Annotated in this window: 23 protein-coding genes and 1 pseudogene; 18 read left to right on the top strand and 6 right to left on the bottom strand. The window is 39.9% G+C overall.

All coding sequences use genetic code 11. The features are described from left to right. The first annotated feature begins 325 nt into the window (after positions 1-325). Positions 326-961, top strand: a complete 636-nt coding sequence (locus tag LCM09_RS14140) for an FMN-dependent NADH-azoreductase (RefSeq protein WP_224883139.1) — start codon at positions 326-328, stop codon at positions 959-961. A 57-nt stretch (positions 962-1,018) separates the two neighbouring features. Here the strand turns inward: LCM09_RS14140 and LCM09_RS14135 are convergent, their stop codons facing one another. Further along, a complete protein-coding gene (locus LCM09_RS14135; RefSeq protein WP_224883137.1) occupies positions 1,019-1,420 on the bottom strand; it encodes a VOC family protein in 402 nt (133 codons plus the stop codon). A 92-nt stretch (positions 1,421-1,512) separates the two neighbouring features. On the opposite strand from LCM09_RS14135, the gene LCM09_RS14130 reads away from it, so the two are divergent. From LCM09_RS14130 to LCM09_RS14105, 6 genes are all read left to right on the top strand, one after another. Beyond that, complete coding sequence (locus LCM09_RS14130; RefSeq protein ID WP_224883136.1) at positions 1,513-1,968, top strand: NUDIX domain-containing protein; 456 nt, start codon at positions 1,513-1,515, stop codon at positions 1,966-1,968. A gap of 61 nt (positions 1,969-2,029) precedes the next feature. Continuing rightward, entirely contained in the window at positions 2,030-2,335 is a 306-nt protein-coding gene (locus tag LCM09_RS14125; RefSeq protein ID WP_224883134.1) for a hypothetical protein, read from the top strand. A gap of 65 nt (positions 2,336-2,400) precedes the next feature. Beyond that, a complete protein-coding gene (locus LCM09_RS14120; RefSeq protein ID WP_224883132.1) occupies positions 2,401-2,925 on the top strand; it encodes a hypothetical protein in 525 nt (174 codons plus the stop codon). 143 nt (positions 2,926-3,068) lie between these two features. Continuing rightward, on the top strand, positions 3,069-4,358 hold the full coding sequence (locus LCM09_RS14115; protein WP_224883130.1) for a GntP family permease: 1,290 nt from the start codon (positions 3,069-3,071) through the stop codon (positions 4,356-4,358). A gap of 136 nt (positions 4,359-4,494) precedes the next feature. After that, positions 4,495-5,433, top strand: a complete 939-nt coding sequence (locus LCM09_RS14110) for a polysaccharide deacetylase family protein (protein WP_224883128.1) — start codon at positions 4,495-4,497, stop codon at positions 5,431-5,433. Between the two features lie 106 nt (positions 5,434-5,539). After that, positions 5,540-7,294: an ABC transporter ATP-binding protein gene (locus LCM09_RS14105; RefSeq protein WP_224883126.1), complete on the top strand. Its 1,755-nt coding sequence runs from the start codon at positions 5,540-5,542 to the stop codon at positions 7,292-7,294. Positions 7,295-7,699: 405 nt separating this feature from the next. Here LCM09_RS14105 and LCM09_RS14100 read toward each other — a convergent pair whose 3' ends face one another. Together LCM09_RS14100 and LCM09_RS20815 are read right to left on the bottom strand one after the other, a co-directional pair. Then, positions 7,700-8,392, bottom strand: coding sequence for a hypothetical protein (locus LCM09_RS14100; RefSeq protein WP_224883124.1), 693 nt, complete (start codon positions 8,390-8,392; stop codon positions 7,700-7,702). Between the two features lie 500 nt (positions 8,393-8,892). Continuing rightward, positions 8,893-9,018 carry a hypothetical protein gene (locus tag LCM09_RS20815; protein WP_263623011.1) on the bottom strand — a complete coding sequence of 42 codons (126 nt, stop codon included), beginning with the start codon at positions 9,016-9,018 and terminating at the stop codon, positions 8,893-8,895. Between the two features lie 634 nt (positions 9,019-9,652). Here LCM09_RS20815 and LCM09_RS14095 point away from each other — a divergent pair. The 6 genes from LCM09_RS14095 (at position 9,653) to LCM09_RS14070 (ending at position 13,542) form a co-directional block, all read left to right on the top strand. Further along, on the top strand, positions 9,653-10,441 hold the full coding sequence (locus LCM09_RS14095; protein WP_224883123.1) for a DUF2935 domain-containing protein: 789 nt from the start codon (positions 9,653-9,655) through the stop codon (positions 10,439-10,441). 280 nt (positions 10,442-10,721) lie between these two features. Then, complete coding sequence (locus LCM09_RS14090; protein ID WP_224883121.1) at positions 10,722-10,997, top strand: CD3324 family protein; 276 nt, start codon at positions 10,722-10,724, stop codon at positions 10,995-10,997. A 107-nt stretch (positions 10,998-11,104) separates the two neighbouring features. Continuing rightward, positions 11,105-11,665 carry a GNAT family N-acetyltransferase gene (locus LCM09_RS14085; RefSeq protein ID WP_224883119.1) on the top strand — a complete coding sequence of 187 codons (561 nt, stop codon included), beginning with the start codon at positions 11,105-11,107 and terminating at the stop codon, positions 11,663-11,665. Between the two features lie 66 nt (positions 11,666-11,731). Further along, positions 11,732-12,646 carry a GNAT family N-acetyltransferase gene (locus tag LCM09_RS14080; RefSeq protein WP_224883117.1) on the top strand — a complete coding sequence of 305 codons (915 nt, stop codon included), beginning with the start codon at positions 11,732-11,734 and terminating at the stop codon, positions 12,644-12,646. Positions 12,647-12,861: 215 nt separating this feature from the next. Then, entirely contained in the window at positions 12,862-13,224 is a 363-nt protein-coding gene (locus tag LCM09_RS14075) for a DUF948 domain-containing protein (RefSeq protein ID WP_224883115.1), read from the top strand. Positions 13,225-13,356: 132 nt separating this feature from the next. Continuing rightward, entirely contained in the window at positions 13,357-13,542 is a 186-nt protein-coding gene (locus tag LCM09_RS14070; RefSeq protein WP_224883113.1) for a DUF4177 domain-containing protein, read from the top strand. Between the two features lie 144 nt (positions 13,543-13,686). Here the strand turns inward: LCM09_RS14070 and LCM09_RS14065 are convergent, their stop codons facing one another. Further along, positions 13,687-14,826, bottom strand: a complete 1,140-nt coding sequence (locus LCM09_RS14065; RefSeq protein WP_224883111.1) for a S8 family peptidase — start codon at positions 14,824-14,826, stop codon at positions 13,687-13,689. 489 nt (positions 14,827-15,315) lie between these two features. Between LCM09_RS14065 and LCM09_RS14060 the strand changes: the two genes are divergently transcribed. Next, positions 15,316-15,585, top strand: coding sequence for a hypothetical protein (locus tag LCM09_RS14060; protein ID WP_224883109.1), 270 nt, complete (start codon positions 15,316-15,318; stop codon positions 15,583-15,585). Between the two features lie 33 nt (positions 15,586-15,618). Beyond that, positions 15,619-15,879 (top strand): hypothetical protein, encoded by a 261-nt coding sequence (locus LCM09_RS14055; RefSeq protein ID WP_224883108.1) that lies wholly within the window; start codon positions 15,619-15,621, stop codon positions 15,877-15,879. On the opposite strand, the gene LCM09_RS14050 is transcribed toward LCM09_RS14055, so the two are convergent. Further along, positions 15,876-16,469 carry a DUF6624 domain-containing protein gene (locus tag LCM09_RS14050; protein WP_224883106.1) on the bottom strand — a complete coding sequence of 198 codons (594 nt, stop codon included), beginning with the start codon at positions 16,467-16,469 and terminating at the stop codon, positions 15,876-15,878. The genes LCM09_RS14055 and LCM09_RS14050 overlap by 4 nt on opposite strands. Positions 16,470-16,714: 245 nt before the next feature. Here LCM09_RS14050 and LCM09_RS14045 point away from each other — a divergent pair, with 245 nt between their 5' ends. From LCM09_RS14045 to LCM09_RS14035, 3 genes are all read left to right on the top strand, one after another. Beyond that, on the top strand, positions 16,715-17,557 hold the full coding sequence (locus LCM09_RS14045; protein ID WP_224883104.1) for a nucleotidyltransferase: 843 nt from the start codon (positions 16,715-16,717) through the stop codon (positions 17,555-17,557). A gap of 25 nt (positions 17,558-17,582) precedes the next feature. Next, positions 17,583-18,077, top strand: coding sequence for a GNAT family N-acetyltransferase (locus LCM09_RS14040; protein WP_224883102.1), 495 nt, complete (start codon positions 17,583-17,585; stop codon positions 18,075-18,077). 147 nt (positions 18,078-18,224) lie between these two features. Continuing rightward, on the top strand, positions 18,225-18,806 hold the full coding sequence (locus LCM09_RS14035; protein ID WP_224883100.1) for a cell wall hydrolase: 582 nt from the start codon (positions 18,225-18,227) through the stop codon (positions 18,804-18,806). Positions 18,807-18,971: 165 nt separating this feature from the next. Here the strand turns inward: LCM09_RS14035 and LCM09_RS14030 are convergent. Then, a pseudogene (locus LCM09_RS14030) lies at positions 18,972-19,151 on the bottom strand (transposase); the annotation flags it as partial.

The raw sequence follows: 19,151 nt of genomic DNA, 5'->3' as shown, positions 1-19,151 counted from the left end.
AGCCAGTCCGTCCACAGTATTATTTAGACAATGAAGATAATCGCAAACCTGTTTGTTATAAGTGCGTGTCATATGCAGAGCGACGAGCTTATCGTAAAGCGTAAGCTCTTTATATGTGAAGCGAGCATTTCTATTGTAGAAATGCTCGCTTTTTTTTTTTGAATCAGTAAGCATAATAGTTGATTTATGAAGAAATCTCTATTACCATTATCTTTGTTTCAAGATACTTTATTTCAAAACACTTTGGTTCGAGGTGTTGAAAGATTCTATTTCAATTAACACATACTATAACGAGCCTTAAAGTAATACAGAAAGGGAGAGAATTATGACTAAAGTAATGTACATCACAGCTCATCCTCACGATGAGACGTATTCATACAGCATGGCCGCTGGTAAGGCTTTTATTGACCAATACAAAGAGGTTAATCCTGATCACGAGATCATCCATATGGATCTATATAAAGAGCATATCCCTCAAATCGACGCTGACGTTTTCAGTGGATGGGGTAAGCTCCAAGATGGCAGTGGTTTTGAAGAGCTTTCAGAAGACGAGAAGACAAAGGTAAATCGTCTTTCCGAGCTTTGTGAACAGTTCATCAATGCAGACAAATATGTATTCGTAACACCACTATGGAACTTCTTTTTCCCACCTGTACTAAAAGCGTATATCGATGCCGTATCAGTTGCAGGTAAATCATTTAAATACACAGCAGAAGGACCTGTTGGCCTACTAACTGACAAAAAAGCTATGCACATTCAGGCTCGTGGCGGTATTTATTCAGAAGGTCCAGCTGCAGAGATGGAAATGGGACATCGCTACCTTGGTGTGATGATGCAATTCTACGGCGTGCCTACTCTAGATCATGTGTATATTGAAGGACATGCGATGATGCCTGAGAAAGCTGAAGAAATTAGAGAAAACGGGATTGCGCGTGCGAAGGACGCAGCACATACTTTTTAATAGCTAACATGAAAAGACACCCTTGTGCGGGGTGTCTTTTTTGTGTTTGTGTGGACGTTATTGTCCAGGATGCAAAACGTTGGTAGCGCTAAGTAAGTTGCCGTCTGGATCCCTAAAACCAAAGCCGCCATATCCATGATCAGGGTTTACATTGTAAGAGCCAACGTCAATTCCTTTCTCCTGTAACCAGTGGTAAAACCCTTCTAAGTCATGCGTGTAAAAATCGATGATGCTATGTACGACATCGGTATGGGAGTTCTGAAAAGACATGTTATCAGTTGATGCCGTTTCGACTAAAAAGATTGTCGGCACACCCTTTTTGTTGAACGTAAGCATGGCGTTTTGTTTACCTTGAAAATGGATCTCGACGCCTAGTATTTCCTGATAAAATGAAAGAGACGTTTGAAGGTTGCTGACAGGTATTTCAACAGTTGCAATATGAGAGATGAAACTAGACATTAATAGTTACCTCCTTTCCTATTGTAAATGTGTTATTCAACTTCGTTTCAGTGGACTCCTTCTTAAAAGAAAACAAAATTGGGGGAAGTGACATGAGCATTAGAAATTCAGTGAAAGCTATTATGATGGAAGATAATAAGGTGTTGTTAACTAAGAATAAGGATGATGAGGGATACTTCTATCTCTTTCCTGGAGGTGGACAGCACAACGGAGAAACATTCCCTGAAGCTCTATTAAGAGAGTGCATGGAAGAGACAGGACATACAATTATGGTGGGTGACCTTCTTTTTATAAGGGAATATATCGGCAAGAACCATGAGCATGCATCATTTGATTCGGAAGTTCACCAGGTCGAATTTTATTTTGCATGTGAACGGGTAGGGAACGGGAATCAACCGACAGATCCAGATTCTCATCAAGTTGGCTTGGAATGGGTTGAATTAGAACAATTAAACGAAATGAGAGTGTATCCGAAAGCGTTAATCCAAGAGATCATCGGTCTTAGAGAAAATGAGCAAAGACCTGTTTATTTAGGTGATGTTAATTAATCTTTAATGGAATATTATGTTAAACTAGGTGGGTCATTCACAAGTAACTGGGGGAATTATCATGAAGAAACTGCTCATCATTTCAGGTGTCGTCGTTGTATTGTTGGTTATTAATTTTCTAGGCCCTTACAACGTATTTCTAGATATTAACGAATCGAATGCGTTAAAAGAAATCATCACGGAAGAGGGAACGTTTCAAGGAAATGATGTGATTACGATCGATTATCGAGGTTCAGATACATATTTCGTTATGACGGAAAATGGTGAAGGAAAACAAAAGAACTACATTGTGATGAGAGAGTACATCTCGATGATGAATGGGCATTGGAAGGTATTTGAAGAAACGTCACGTAACCATTTCTTTTAGTCGATTTTCTACATTGTGAAACATTTCTTTTGTTTCTTTCGTCTGACATAAAGGAGGTTTTTACAATGAAACTAAAATTCGTCATGATATTATCAGCCCTTTTAGCACTTGCTGCGTGCAATTCAGGCAGTTCTAGCTCAGAAAATCATCTTAACACTCTTATGGAGGCCAACTCAGAAGTGAAGAGTGAAGTTGAAAAGCTATCTGAAGAATTTCGAAATGTATTAACAGCACCGGACATGGAAAGCATCCCGTTTGAGCCTGAAGAAGTTACTGCGAGTGCACAAACAAAGTTAGAACCAAACGATATTACATTGTATTATTCAAAAGAAGATGAGCAGCTTTCTTTGATGCAACGAGATGAAAAGGGGAAAAAGGTTAGCTTCGGAGAATTGAATGTGGAGCTTGATAATGACATCGGTGCTTCCTTCAACAACTCGGAAAGTATCAGAGAATTAACCTGGTTGAGTGAAAATGGCAACGTCATGTTTGGTCTTCGTTCAGTCGTTCCACGGGATGGTAATGATGAGCCGATGACAAAGGATGAGCTTGTAAATGTTGCAAATTCAATCATTGAACAGCGAAAGTAAATAGTTAAGGAAAACGCGTAAAACTTGCTAGGAGTTTTGCGCGTTTTTTATGCTTTCGACAATTATTGATAAATAACGGGTAGTGCCAGGCACCGCTGGACATAGTAAGAGCAAACAGTACATCTTTAGGAGGACAGGACATCATGATTAGTATACTTATAGGCCTTGCACTGTTGATGCTTCTAGCTTATCTCGGCTGGTCTATCATCTGGATCGCGCCACTTGTATCAGGAATCGTTGCACTGTTAAGTGGAATGAACATTCTTGATACATACACATCCACTTACATGGAAGGATTCGTTGGGTTTGCAAAATCGTACTTTCCGATCTTCTTATTTGGAGCGATCTTCGGTAAGTTGATGGAAGATACAGGTGCCGCACAGTCTGTTGCATATAAAATCTCAAACCTTATCGGAGAAAAACGTGCCATCCTAGGGATGCTGTTATCGGCGGCCGTCCTAACGTATGGCGGGGTGAGTTTATTCGTAGTGGTATTTGCCGTTTACCCACTGGCCGTTGCGATGTTTCGTCGCGCAAACGTGTCGCGTAAGCTTATCCCATCCACATTTGTATTAGGTGCATTCACCTTTACGATGACGGCGATTCCAGGAACACCACAGATTCAGAACATCATTCCGATCAACACGTTCAAAACGTCTACGATGGCAGCGCCGATCCTCGGTATTGTCGCAGGACTAATTATGGCAGTAGGCGGTTATTTTTATCTGAAGTTCCGTGAGAAACAGCTAGTGAAGAAGGACGAAAAGTTTACTGAACCAGAGGGCGATAATGAAGTAAACACGATTGAAGAAGACGAGCTTCCGAACTGGATTCTTTCTCTGATTCCGCTGATAGCAGTTGTTATAACGCTTAATGCTTTCGAGGATTTAAGTATCCTTGTTGCCCTGTTAATTGGGATCCTTCTGATCATGGCATTTAACTGGAAGGAATTTAAAAACTTCATCGGTTCGATCAACAAAGGAGCATCTGGCTCCGTTATGGCTACGATCAACACGAGTGCAGCTGTTGGGTTTGGATCTGTCGTAACAGCTTCTCCTGGTTTCGAAGCGGTAAAAGACTTGATCTTCTCGATTCCACTAAGTCCGTATTTCTCAGAGGCGTTTGCCGTTCAGCTTTTAGCGATGATTACAGGTTCAGCGTCAGGGGGTATGGGAATTGCGCTTGAAGCCCTCGGTGAAGAGTATTACAACATTGCAGTTGAAAATGGACTAAGTCTTGAAGCGTTTCACAGAATAACTTCTGTTGCTTCAGGTGCATCGATTCTTCCTCATAACGGTGCGCTATTAACACTTTTCACAGTAACAGGACTCACGCATAAAGATTCCTACAAAGATGTATTCGTGGTAGGACTAATTATCCCGATGGTCGCCACGATTGCGATTATCTTCCTTGCGATGATGGGAATTAATTAAGAAATAGGCAGAAACTCAATCCAAAACGGGTTGAGTTTGTTGCTGTCATTTTAGAAAAATTTCACAAATAAGGTATATTTTTTATGGTCGGTTTCAAGTATGATTATGTTATACAACGACTAAAGGAGATAGCTTATTGAAAAAAATGACGATTTTTGGTGTTAGCCTTTTGTCTTTCAGTCTTATTCTTTCTGCATGTGGTCAAACAGAGGAAAGCAGTAGCAGTTCAGACCCAGAAAAGAAAGTTGAAGCAACAGCTGATGAGAGTAGTGAAAGCAAGGAGTCTAACACTGAGGAAATGAACTCAGATGAAGCGAACAATACAGATTCTAGTGAGGATCAAGAGGATCAAACCGACGACTCAACGACAGAGGGAGATGAGGAGGGGAGCTCTAACGAAGATGTAAGCTCTGATGATACCTCCGAACTTTCCTACACGCTTACAGAAGATGTGTATACTGAGGATGGTGTCACGATCTCCTATCCTCAACTTACGAACGCATCGGATACAGCCAAGCAGGATGAAGTGAACGACCTTCTTTTTAACGAAGCATATAAAGTAATGAACTTCTATGAAGGTTCAGAAGGGTTAGACCTTGAAGTGGATTATGCTGTTTCGTATGAAAGTCCATATTTCTTAAGTGTTCAGTATGCAGGCAGTGGATACGTTGAAGGTGCAGCTCATCCTAATAACCTTTTCTACACGACTAATATTGATCTCGAAAACATGGAGCGAATCAGACTAACAGACGTCATAAATGCGAATGAATCATTCATAGAACTTTTCAAATCGGACGCGTTCCAACCTGTTAATCCAGATCATAAAGAGTTCGAAAAAGAACTAAAAGAAAATGTTTCTGTCACTGATCTTCAAAATGCGGATTCGTTAGACGGGATTGGAACCGACCAACACTCCGAAACGTTTACGTATTTTACCGAGGATCGTATAGGGATTAACTTCGGCACAAGTCATGCTGTTGGTGGGCATGCAGCTTTTGAAATCAACTATGTTGATGCCCCAGAAGAGATGTGGAACGGCGATAAGATATGGGATTTGCTTAAAATATATCAATAAACCACTGATGGCTCTGTTCTAAACAGGGCCTTTTTTTAGTGATCAAACTTGGTTTTGTGATTTCTTGTCTTTTCAAGCTATACTTAGTATCAAAGGGGCTGACAGTATGAGTGAACATATAGAGACGTCCGAAAAACGGATGAACTGGAAAGGGCTCGCAAGCTTAATTAAAGAAACGAAGCCTTCAAAACTACTTGTGACGATCGCGATCGTCATGAGCCTTATCGGAACGGTCGCTGGGTTGATCGTCCCGTTTTTTACGAAAAATTTAGTCGATCAGCTTTCCTCAGGTACACTATCGAACGGGATCATCGGCCTATTAATCGCCGCATTCGTTCTTCAAGCGATTTTCTCAGGACTTTCGATGTACCTTCTTCTTTACATAGGGGAATCGGTTGTCGCTAGGCTGCGAGAACGACTTATGAAGAAAGTTCTTTCAATGAAGGTGACGTACTTTGACAGCAACCGTGTCGGGGATACGACGAGCCGCATCGTCAATGATACGGGTGTGATTAAAGACCTCGTTTCAAATCACCTGATCAATCTGTTAACGAGCACGCTCTCGATCGTTGGGTCCATTGCGATCTTGCTTTATCTTGATTGGCGATTGACGGCGATCCTCCTTACAGTCGTTCCAATTATGATGCTGGGCATTCGTTTTATTGGAAAACGGATGTACAAAGTATCGAAGGGACTCCAAGAAGAAACGGCTAAGTTCACGGCGACGATCACACAAGTTCTTTCTGAAATTCGCCTTGTGAAATTTTCACTAGCTGAAAACGTAGAGGAGAAAAATGGGGAAGATGGCATTAAGAATGTCTTCTCATACAGTATGAAGGAAGCGAAAATATACGCTCTTCTCATGCCGATCATGACGCTTTTGTTGATGGGAGTTGTGGTCATCATCGTAGGGTACGGCGGTGTGCGTGTGTCGACTGGTGAACTGAGTGCTGGGGAACTCGTTGCGTTTTTGTTGTATCTATTTCAAATCATCATTCCATTTAGCTCGATGGCGAGGTTTCTTACTGCCATCCAAAAGGCGATGGGGGCCACAGAGCGGTTACAGTTTCTTCTTGATCATGAAAGTGAAGACCGCTTAGAGGGGAAAGAAGTAGCGAATTCTTCTCAGGTTCTCGAGTTTAGAGATGTGGAATTCTCTTATGGGAAAGAGGTTATTTTAAAAAGAGCATCCTTTCAGGTTCCACCTGGTAAAATCACCGCGATTGTCGGTCCGAGTGGAAGTGGGAAGACGACGACATTCTCACTGATTGAGCGGTTCTATACACCTCAAAATGGTGTGATCACTCTTGGTGAAACGGATATTGAGGAGTTTTCTCTTGAGTCCTGGCGAAATCAAATCGGTTACGTTTCCCAGGAAAGTCCGCTAATTGCAGGAACGATACGAGAGAATATTCTTTATGGGTTGGAGAGTTCGATCTCAGACGAAGTGCTGAAGAATGCAGCTGAACAGGCATATGCACTGCCGTTTATTATGGATCTGCCTAATGGGCTCGATACTGAAATCGGAGAGCGAGGGATCAAGCTTTCAGGGGGTCAACGACAGCGTATCGCAATCGCTCGGGCAATCGTGAGAGATCCATCGATTCTCTTATTGGATGAAGCGACGTCAAGTCTTGATAGTACATCTGAAGTGCAAGTTCAGAAAGCACTGAATAACCTCATGAAAGACCGAACGACGATCGTCATCGCGCACAGACTTTCCACCGTCATCCATGCTGATCAAATTCTTGTGATGGAGGATGGAAGTGTGATTGAGACGGGGACACATGATGAGCTGATGAAGAACCATTCTCTATACTTCAAGCTAGCACAGCAGCAGTTTCAGTTAGAAACCTCCTAATGAATACAGAAAAAGACGGATGGGCTGGGTTTCATTTATTATCTGGTCTTTACAAACGACACAGCTTCTAGAGAATTCATGTACTTTGATAAAATGGAGAGGTAGTAATAGATGGATTTAAGTTTTCTACGAAAGTAACCTTAATCGATTAGTTTTGCTACACACAAAGAGCGCTTACCGAACAAAAGGTAAGCGCTCTTTGTCATATATGAGTATTATGTATCCCCCATAGGAATGTACTAGTAGATGGTACATACATCAGAGAAATTAACGTTTACGTATTTTTTGGGCGGCTAAAAGGAGGGGCGAACTTGTCCACATGTCCCAGAATCAGTCTTCCTAACAGTACATAAATTCAAATGTCCGTTAAGAAGACTTTTTCAGTAGTTTATTATGAATGTCCTCTTAAGTAGGACCTAATTTAAACACTCTGAGAGAAGCACTGTTAATTGGTTGTTGAGATGCGTTATTAAAGGGAGGATATTGGATCTGGGCATCTAAATTGACTGTGGTCTGGGAACTGCCAGCTGGTATTAATACACGTAGTGCAATCGTATCTCCAGCAGCTAATTGAATGATTGAAGTAGAACCGATGATGTTGACCTGCTGATCAGAAAAAACTGCTGACCCCGATCGGGTTGAGTCTTGCAGAACTCCATTAACAAAGATACCGAACGCAGCGTGTTGTTGATTGGAAAGGGGAAGAAACACTGTTTCCCACAAGATAGCATAATCACCAGCTACTGGAACAGTAAGAGAAGTTGCAGTTGCGGTAATTCCACCAAAGATGACAGATTGCGGCTGATTAAATTGGTTAAACCGAACAACTTCATTACTACCCCTTACTAATGCTTGATCGGCGTTATCAAAAATATTTGCATATACCGGAGAGAATACCCCAGGTGGTCCCTGTGGCCCTTCTGGTCCTTCTGGTCCTTCTGGCCCTTGTGGTCCCTGTGGTCCTTCTGGTCCTTCTGGTCCCCGAGGTCCTCGTGGTCCAGGACATTGTTTAATCTCTCTTATTCTTTCTTCAAGAATGCATAAAATTTTTTTGTGTTCCTGTTGGACTAATTGTTTAATGAGTTTAAGTATCGACATAAAATAACCTCCGTTCCATCGAAAACTTCAAATTATTCTATGAGGATGTCTCGTACTTGTTTCAAAAAAGGAATAGCTTTGAAAACACACTTGCCACTGGGGTACTGAAAATAGAGGACAAAATTTGCATCTGAAGATTGGAAAGGGAGAATGAGAAGAAGAAAATCACAAATGTCATTTAGATCACGTAACCAGTACCAAATCCTACATTTCCGTTCATTTTGGATGGTATTATTTATTGATAGTCTGTCTGTATGTATATGATCTTCAGTCCTTATGGAAAAATCAAACTAAGGTAAGCGTGCTCGTAACCGGCTTATCGAGTCTGTTTAACAATCACCTTGTTCGTCTAATCTCTTTCTTGTGCTAGAAGATGGTTGCGTGATACACATGATGAGCTGATGAAGAACAAATCGCTATACTTTAAGCTAGCACAGCAGCAGTTAGAAACATCTTAACAAATACACAAAAAGACGGAGAGCTCCGTCTTTTTTTCATGCCTATCTTATGCCTGTACGATCTCTTTGTCTGTGTTCCAAAATCTTATCATGTTCGTTGATTTTCTTTGAAACGATGATAACTGGTACGACCAGTAGTAAGAGTAAAGGTAGAAATGCTGATCTCATAATTAACTCCTCTAGAAGTGTTTTCGTTAGCTTACCCAATACCTTTCGATACTATTGTGTAATAGGTGGTTGTAGGAAGAAAGTTTGGTATAGAAAGTAATGGGGGTTTCTAGGGAGGAAGTGTGAAAACCATAAGGATAAAAGTGGTGAAATTACACGTGTATAATGTGAGTAAAGTTGATTAAGGTAGGGGGAGTAATTCTGTTTTTTAAATTCTTATGGTTCAATGGCATGATGTGGTTCGTGTATGTAACGTTATGCTTTTTTGAAGCGGTAGGTATTTTTCTTAGAGAACCGCAAGATACATATGTTTTTGATATTATTGGTCTTGTAACCCAACTTTCTGTTCTTACGCTTATTCCAAACATTGTTTATTACATAAAGAAACGAAAAGAGAAGGGTGCATTTCTTGGCTTTTTGGGGATAGTCCCATTAGTCCCTATTCCCTACTCAATTTTGGCGCTCATTCTAACTAAAAGTGTCATGTAACTAGTTGAAGTTACTTCTGCTCGAAACAGATTAAAGCAATCATTCAAAGATAAGGGCTGAATACTAAACTTAATTTTACCATCGACATAAGGGATAAATCGGTGAATATAATCAGAAAGGTGAAAACTAAATGAGGGGTGAATATATGGACAATGCATTTGTATCCCGTTCATTAGATGAAATCCAATTCTGGTCCAGGATTATGAAAGAGCATGCTTTATTTTTAAGTCTGGGATTTAGCTTTAATGATTCGAAACTAATCCAAGAAGCACAACAATTCATCGATCTTTTTGAACAGGTTGAAGAAAAATTAAGTACGTACTCTGTAAACTCGGATCCTCAACAAATCGCAACTTTTAATTCGCAAGTATATCAAGCGGCTACTTCCATTTGGGCGTATAAGAGGAAAGTTCTAGGATTATCATTACGATGTGAGATTACATCTAATAATTTTCCATTATTACTTGACCATACAAGTCGGGAGGCCGCATATTTTGCAAAAAGGTTAAAAGAGTTAAATGAAGGAAAATTACAACCAACAGCTGCAAAAATAATAAAAGAAAATGTGTTTTTCTTAAGAATCATGGCAGATCACTCAAAATTTATTGGTCACCTTCTAGATCCTTCAGAAAGGAAATTGGTTGATCAAGCTAGAGAATTTAGTCATGATTTTGATCAGTTGGTATTTCAAGCGATTGACTTAGATTCAATGCGACCACAATCAGAAACGCCACCTCTGTTAGATCAGTTCTTGGATGAAAATCGTGTATCAGTAGTTGCATTAAGGGATTTTAAGAAAGCAGCAAAAGAATTGATTGAAGAATGTAGGATCAAGAGTAACATCCACCCGCTCCTTGCAGACCATGTCTTCCGTGAAGCAGAAAGATTTCTCCATATTATAGATCTGTTTGAAAATAGCCTTACTTCCAAGTAATTAGTGTGCTCGAGTTGGTTCTCTATATCTGAACCAAGAGAGAAATTGTATTAGGAAGAATAGTTTGAGATGATAGGAGTTAAATAGAAAAAATGATGGTGGTGAACGATATGAATGTAAGTGAATTCTTGAATGTAAAAACGAGAGACACTCATGCAAAGCCTGTGAATGAATGGCGATTCTTTGCATGAGGTAACGTTTTTTTAATATCGCCATATTAAATAATTCATTTGGCTTTGCACCTTATTATTTGTCGGAAAAAAATAAGGAGCTGGCAGAAATGAAATATATAAATGCAAAAAAAGCTTTGCCTAATGAATTGTTAGAGGAATTACAAAAATACATCCAAGGCGAAACACTCTATGTACCTAAGCCCAAAAGCAACCGTGAAAAATGGGGGGCATCAACCGGTATTAGAAAAGAACTACTGAAGAGAAATCGTAGGATAAAAGAAGATTATTTACAGGGAAACTCATTAGATGAGATTGCAGAAATGCATCACCTCTCGATCGAAACAATTAAAAAAATCATTTACTCGAGAAAAAAGATTACCTAATCAGGTAATCTTTTTTTTGATAGATTGATTCTAAAAAAAAGTAGTCATATCAATTGGTTTCTATTAATTCTAAAATTAAACCAAAGGCAGGTAGAGGGGGAAATGAAATGGAACAAAACAAGATTAAATTTCTTCAAGATGAAAAGGTTTATCTACGACCAGTAGAAGAGGATGACTTAGACATATTCTATACCCGAGCTCTTTGGGATCGTGAAGGCAGAAAGCTAACAGGTACACAGATTGTGTTTAGTCGTCAGGGGGTACAGAGTTGGTTTGACCGAATATCAATAGACCAGTCGAGAATAGACCTTGTAGTCTGTCTACAAAAAACAGACCAAATTATTGGTGACATCGCGATGCTGGACATCGATCATCACAATAAAAAATCAGTCGTTAGAATTTCAATATTTGAAAAGGAGTATTGGGGAAAAGGTTATGGTACTGAGTCAATGTCGCTCCTAGTAAAGTATGGTTTTGATGTGTTGAATCTAAATCGAATAGGGTTGGATGTATTTTCATTCAATGAAAGAGCAATCAAATCATACAAAAAGTTAGGATTTCAAGAAGAAGGTAGAATAAGAGAAGATTTATATTATGACGGGGAGTACCATGATTCTATAGTAATGGGGATTTTGAAGCGAGATTTTACCAATTATGTTCGAAATTAGGGTAAGCTCCCATTTTTAAGAAAAATAGATGTTGGGAATTTTGTTGAAGAAAAGAGGGAGTAACATATGCATAAGCAGGCTCAATCGTTGAATAATCTTATTGATTTAGGAGATGGTTTGAAGTTAGTTTATCAAGAACCAAAAGAATACATACGATATTATTCCATTTATTATGGACAAAAATATGCAGACTACTATTTTAGAAGGTCCTCTTCGACATTAACCGAAATTACATCAATCTTTGACTGCGGATATTTAATTATGAAAGATGAAAACACCATTGGCGGGGTATTCTTAAAACCTAATTTTATGTCAGATTTATTTGTTGTCCCACCCTATGAGGATTATAAAGGATTAGCCCATATGCTTTTAAATTATTTGAAAAAGGTTTCAAAGAGTGATGAGAAAATTATCCTAAGAGACATTGTAGAAGAACACATTCCAACTTATGAACAAGTTGGATGCCAGGTGCAGGAAGTGAATTATTGGATGATTCGCCCGACACAATCAATGAAGTCAACACTTCCGGATGGTTATTCATCAAAATCTGTTTTATGGGAAGATATAAACGAGATTGCATCTTTAATTATGAGATCCTATAAAGCAAATCAAGCATATAAACAAATTGGAAGTAAAGAGGATTATATCGAACATATTAAGGAATTCATAGAAAAATATAAAGATAATCAAATCATGGATAAGTGTTCAAGGGTTATTACCGATGAGAGTACTAACAACATTGTTGGAATCTGTCTACACATGGAATTTGAGGACTATCCTTTAATAATGAGTTTAGCGGTGGATGCTGAACATCAATATAAAGGTCTTGGACGATTTTTGTTAACGCATTCTATAAACATATCGAGTAAAGAGTACCCAGCTACCCGGTTAGCTGTAATCAAAGATAATCGAGCGATTAAGCTTTATGAAGACCTTGGATTTATTAAAAATAAATCTATAGCTGATATGTATTTGATGTAATCATATTTAATTGTTTCAGTGATTACTAAACTTATGGAGCTTAGCACGTCTGCGACAAATTTTCATTTCAATTTAATCGGAGCTTATCCAAAATTACGGATTAACCCCTTTTCATACATAGTTCATCTGTCCTCTGTTCGTCATCTGCTCAAGTAACGAAGGAATGTACGAAGACCCGCCCTCATAGACTTAGAGAAAAGAAGGGAGGTTGTCTTATGATTGGGTGGAGTGCTACCATTGCGGCCGTTGCGTTTATTGTTCTCGTTATCTATTTGGTTCTGACTTTACGAAAAGTCATGGCAACACTTGCTGAAACAAAGGAGACGCTGTCTAGCGTCAGGACATCTGTAGATGGCATTACAGAAGAAGCAGAAGAACTGATTCATAAAGCAAACGAAATTTCAGTTGATGTAAAAGGGAAGATGGAAGCCGTTGATCCGTTAATCGAGTCCGCTCATGATGTGGGGGATATGATTCACGATGTAACGAGCTCAGTAAAAAGAACGGCTTTGCAAAAGAACAGGAAGAAAACGATTCATGCAGAGGAAAGTAAGCCGGTCCAAATTAAATTGAAGTAGGAGAAAGAGGCTGGGTAAACCGGTCTCTTTTTTTATTTGTTAGCTTCAGACGGAGAGAGGAATTACATATATTTGAAACTATTTAAAGTAATGAACGTATACAAAATGAATAGATAAAGGAGGTCATATAATTTGTATGAACATAAGTTTGTGAAAATTGATTTGTCTTCTTTTAATAAACCTAAGGACGACTACCACGAAGTCATCGCTGAACATGAGAAAGAAGGTTGGGAGTTAGTGCAAATCTTTGCACCAGGTACAAAAAGCTATGGGATGTCCGCTTTTTTTGAAATTATTTTTAAGCGTAAAAAAGACTAAGGCGATGAGAGTCTTTTGCCTTAGTTTTTTCTATTAGACCTTCAGATTCTCAAAGAATTGTTAGGCATTAATAGCTTACCACTATTTATACATCAAAAAGCATGGGTCATAATAGATATCGACCCATGCTTGTATACTACTCTATTATCTTGTCGCTTGATACACGTCGATTACGCCGTTACCATAATAAAAAGAGTCACCAAGAGGTTTTGCTGTATCATTAAGCTTTTGACGAACCTCAGCGTTTGATAAGCTAGGGTTGCCAGCCAGGATAAGCGCAGCTGCTCCAGCAACGTGAGGAGAAGCCATAGACGTTCCGTTGTAGCTTGCGTAGCTATTTCCTGGAACGGAGCTTGTAATGTTAACTCCTGGCGCCATTACTTCAAGTTCAGATCCTACACTTGAGAATGAAGCGCGTTTGTTGTTGGAATCTACTGCACCGACTGCCATTGCAGAATCATATTTTGCAGGGTAGCCGATCGTGTTGAAGCCGAAGAACGTTCCTTCGTTACCAGCTGCTGCAACAACTAACACACCTGAGTTATAGGCATTATCAACCGCGTTTTTAAGTGCTGTTGAACCAGAGCTGCCGCCCAAACTCATGTTGATCACATCCATATTATTGTCCACTGACCACTCAATTCCTTGAATGATGCCACTGTACGTTCCGCTACCAGCGCTGTCTAGTACTTTTACAGCGTAAAGACTAGCAGATTGCGCTACACCAAGAACACCAACGTTGTTATCTAGTCCAGCAACTGTACCTGCAACGTGTGTACCATGGCTATTGCCATCATTGTATGGATCAGGCTCACCTGAAACGAAGCTTGCACCTCCAGCAACGTTAAGGTCTTCGTGGCTAGCGTCGATTCCTGTATCTAGAACTGCAACTTTAACACCAGAGCCAGTGTTTCCAGTCGCATGAACTTGATCTGCTTTGATGTGAGGGATGCCCCACGGTGTTGTTTGTCCAATCGCATGTGCAACTTGATCTTCTTCTACATAAGAAACATTCGGGTTGTTCTTAAGAGCTTTTGCCGCTGGTTCAGGCAATGAAACAAGCATCGTGTCCATAAATTTAAACTGATGCTTAACCTGTCCGCCTAATTTCTGTATGTTGTTAATTTGAGCTTGATTAATATTTGTTTTAAAACCAACGAGGAAGTTTTTTGGTCCTTTGTCTACCGGCTTAGCAGATGCAGAAGGTGAAGAGAAACCAACCAATAAGGATAGAACAAGAACCATGCTGAGAATGATACTGAGTCTTCTTAAAGTAACTTTCATTTCTTTTCCTCCATTCATGATTTTATAACGATAACAATCAAACTATGTGCTCGTGCTGGTCAGATCCCGGGCCCGGATATGTATGTCAGAAAAGTTCGACTATTACAAAATTAATGTTAACATGAGTCAGAAGATAATAATATTGGGAAATATACGGGTACTTGGAGAGGTTAAAAGGTCCTTAATAGAATTGGTTTCCCAATCTACAAACGATAGAAATAACGTTATACTAAAAGTTTTAAGCTAATTAAATTGAGGAGGTTTAATCTAGGTTGATAGGGTTTAATAGTAATGGCTTTGAATGAGAAAAACACAGAGAGAAACCACACCTAGAGTCCAACGAAGGATTAAGATGTGGCTTTTATAAGCTAAGCGCTCATGCTAAAAGGGAGAGTTTTTGAACGTTGTTAAACTTACCTAACCATGCTGGATGAAACTTTCTCTGTATCGATTCGTCATTAATAGAAAGGGACGTTTGAGGAGGTATACATGAAAAAGACAGTGTTAATCTTGTTACTACTTGTAAATGTAATCTATCTAGTGAATTTCCTAGCTGGATCTGTTCTCCAGTTTTCGATGGCGATGAACGCACTCTTTGTTCTTTCGTTCCTCGTTGGAGTCGTGCTTTCAATTACATACTTATTGCAATTAAAAAGACACGACCAGCATCCTTTTCTTTCGATGGCGGTCCTGTCTTTTAGTCTTGCTTCGATTGGTTGCTTTGCTTTCTTTCAATTTCTTGCAACTATGATGGGATAAGCCCATACACTGTTCATGAATAGGGGGGGGAACATGGGACGAATCAGATGGATGGTTAAACATTTTATGAGAGAGCCGCTGTGGTTTAAAGTACTGATCATCGTGACGTTACTTACGGCAATCATACTCAGCAACTCAACTTTCGGAGCTTCGTTACAAAGTCTTGCCAAGCTTGCTGCAGCCATTTTCTTCATTTCTTACGGCGTTAAATTGCGACACAGTCGTCTTGTCTCAACGATTATGTTTCTAGTTGCTGGCGTTTCACTTTATCTTGCCTGGTCGCTTTTACCCTAAAGCCACCCGACTCGTTCACGCCATTCATGAACTTCTGCCATTCGCTTTTTCATGGAAGAGGGTGGAGAGACGTTGTTCTCTTCAATCTCTTTTTGCATACGGTCGATTTCCTCTTGAAGAGGAGAAAGTCCGATTTCAGTACGTCTATGATCGACATTTTCCTCATCTTCAATCTTCCATGGGCTCATCTTTCCTTCGGCGTCCCAATCGAACTGAGTGCCGTAACGCTGTGGATTCCCTTCAAAGAATGAGATACGATCGAACAGGTGAGCAAAGCGATACGGTTCGATCCTTCCTGCATTCATTTCCTCTTCAAGAATAGGAAGCGCGTTTCGCTGTAGCTGAGGTAAACTGATCGCGTGCTGAAGGATAATCCATGCAGCATCAGCGGCTTCCTTTCCAACCTTCTTCTCATTTGGCCAGCCGATCTCTTCCATGATGTTTGTCAGCCTTAGACCATTCTCTATATGTATTTTCTCCATTTCGATATGGTAGCCATCGAATAGCGTGCCTTCTTGTAGAAGTGTTTCTCGTAGTTTAAGATCTCGTTCTTTCATTTGTATGAGTTCTTTTGCTTGATTGCGGTGCATGACCGGCCTCCTGTTACTAGAAGATACGTTCTTGAAACTATACCCGTTCTTGCTTCGTATAAATAATAAAAAGAGAAATTTTTTGTTTAAAAAATACTTCATAGTGTCTAGTCTTATCGATCACTATAGTATAGATTCGAATTGTTGGGAGTTTTTTTGTTGTTAAAAAGATATGGAATGTGGCTGGAGTCTCTTAAAGAATTACTATACATAAACGGTATTGGGGAAATGAAAGAGGTGATGACGTGAAAGAAGTGAAAAGGATTGGGGATGTATGCAAGGTGGATGCCGATGGAGTGATTGTGAACACCTCATCAATGAACAATGTATCCGCTAACTTTCAGGAAGCGATGTTTTACATAAAAAGAGAATTGTTGTCGTCGTTTCGAGAAGAGATTCATAGCATTTATGTGCGAGGGTCTGTTCCAAGAGGATTCGGCATCGAAGGTGTGTCAGATTTAGATATGATTCTCATTACTCGTTCGAAGGAAGAGGAGTTACGTTCAACTGCACTTAATAAAATTGAGCAGGATCTTATTGAACGCTATCCATTTGTAAACGGTGTGGAGATGAGTGTGTTTTCCTTAGAGGACGTGTTAGAAACAAGTCGGTTTGCGATGATTCCCTTCATGATCAAAACCCATAGCATCTGTATCTACGGAGATAACGTACAAAAGAAGTTACCACACTATAGAGCGGATAAAGCGCTAGCGAATGCTCACATTTATCACTTAAAACCGTTGCTTCTTCAAGCTAAGGATGAACTAGAAGGAAACGAAGACCCGGAGGACGTGAAGGACTGCTGCGTGTGGATTATGAAGATCATCATTCGCTGTGGATTAGCTTTGGTGATTGAACGTGAACAGACTTATACGAGAGACTTGTATCCTGCGTTTGAACTGTTCAGGAAGCATTATCCAGAAAAAGAGGTTGAGATGAGGAGAGCTTTGCATTTCGCAGTAAACCCTCCAAAAGAAATAGAAGCAATCCTAGCTTTTCTTGATGGTTTCGGAGACTGGATGATTCTTAAGGCAGAGAAATGGTTAGCTGAGAATAACGCAAAGATGCAAAAGCATTTACAATTATAAAGAATGTTGAGTTGGAGGGAACTCTATGGATTCAATCGCTATTCGCATGGTAGAAGAAAAGGATATACCTCTTGTACAACGCTATGTTTCACAAAAAGAGGTTGCTAGAACGACGAATGTTCCGGAACCCTATCCAGAAGGTGGGGCGAAGGAATGGTACAAGATTGTTATGGAGGAGAAAGAGCGAGGAAAACACTTTCCGTTTGCTATTCTGTTTGATGGTGAATTTGCTGGAAGTATATCGCTCAGAGTTGAAAAAGATGGCCAGGGAGCGATCGATTACTGGGTTGCTCCACCCTTTTGGAATAAAGGAATTGGAACGGAAGCTGTAAAGCGCGTTATAGCATTCGGTGAAAACCAAGTTGGGCTCGAAGCTATTGAGACATGTTGTCTTAAAGAGAATCCAGGTTCTAGTATGGTGTTGGAGAAAAACGGTTTTCGTTACATACGTGATTTTGAAATAGATCCAGAAGAGAAACATGGAGGGAAAATAGCACAGGTTTATCGATTGGAATTTTAATAGAGTTCCATTTGGTAGAATGTGGATCCTCTGCACCTTTCAAGTCGTAGTTCGTTTCATTGGAAGGACTGGAAAGAATTAATAATGAAAAGCGGTCACCTCCTGTGTTACTTTAGTACTAGACTGATTTTAGGAGGTAGATTTCGCATGTTTAAGAAAATGTGGATCTCAGGAATTGCAGCGACTTGCGTTCTAGCATTCTCATTACCAACGCAAAGTTCTGCCGAAGAAAATACGCACACCGTCCAAAAGGGCGAATCACTATATAAAATCGCAACAAATTATGGTGTACCAGCAAAGCAACTGCAGGCAATGAACAATAAATCACATCACGAAATTCAGCCAGGAGAAGAGCTTGAGCTTCCAGTAGTGGCAAGCGACTATGAAAAAGACCTTCTTGCTCGTCTAGTCGAAGCTGAAGCAGAAGGCGAGAGCTACGCTGGTAAGGTAGCGGTAGCGACTGTCGTACTAAATCGCGTTCAAAGTGATGAATTTCCTGATTCTCTTCATGGTGTAATCCATGATGGCATTCAGTTCTCACCCGTATTGAACGGTACGATCAATCAACCAGCTGGTGATGAATCGAAGCGCGCAGTAAACGAAGCGCTCGCTTATCAAGGGTATGATAAAGAATCACTATTCTTCTATAACCCTGATAAAGCACAGAGCAGCTATTTAGAAGGCAAAGAGGTTACAACGATTATTGGTAATCATGTGTTCTTACGCTAAAAGAGTAAAGGCAAGTCCTCAAAGTGAGGGCTTGCCTTCAGCTTGTAGAGGAACCCCAGGTTCTTCTACAAGCTTTTTTTGTTGGTTTATATTTTGAGGTATGGGTTTTCGAATTTTGAAGTTAGTAATATGAAAAAAACTCTCCTTCACCTAGCTCACCCGGCCTAGGTGAAGGGCAATCTTCTTCATATTCTGACAGGCGGCTGTCAGTAACGCTTGTTCTCGTACTTTTTGTTTTCCACGCAAGCGACAATAACGCAGCCCATGCAGTTCTTTTGAATCTGCGAAGCTACGCTCAACCTTCTCTTTTCTCATGCGATAAATCCACTTTCCCTCATTGGAAAG

Origin of the sequence: Guptibacillus algicola (assembly GCF_020171805.1) — a bacterium.
Classification (GTDB): domain Bacteria; phylum Bacillota; class Bacilli; order Bacillales; family Guptibacillaceae; genus Guptibacillus; species Guptibacillus algicola.
The sequence above is the reverse complement of the archived record's forward strand: the minus strand, read 5'-3'. Positions and strand labels throughout refer to the sequence as shown.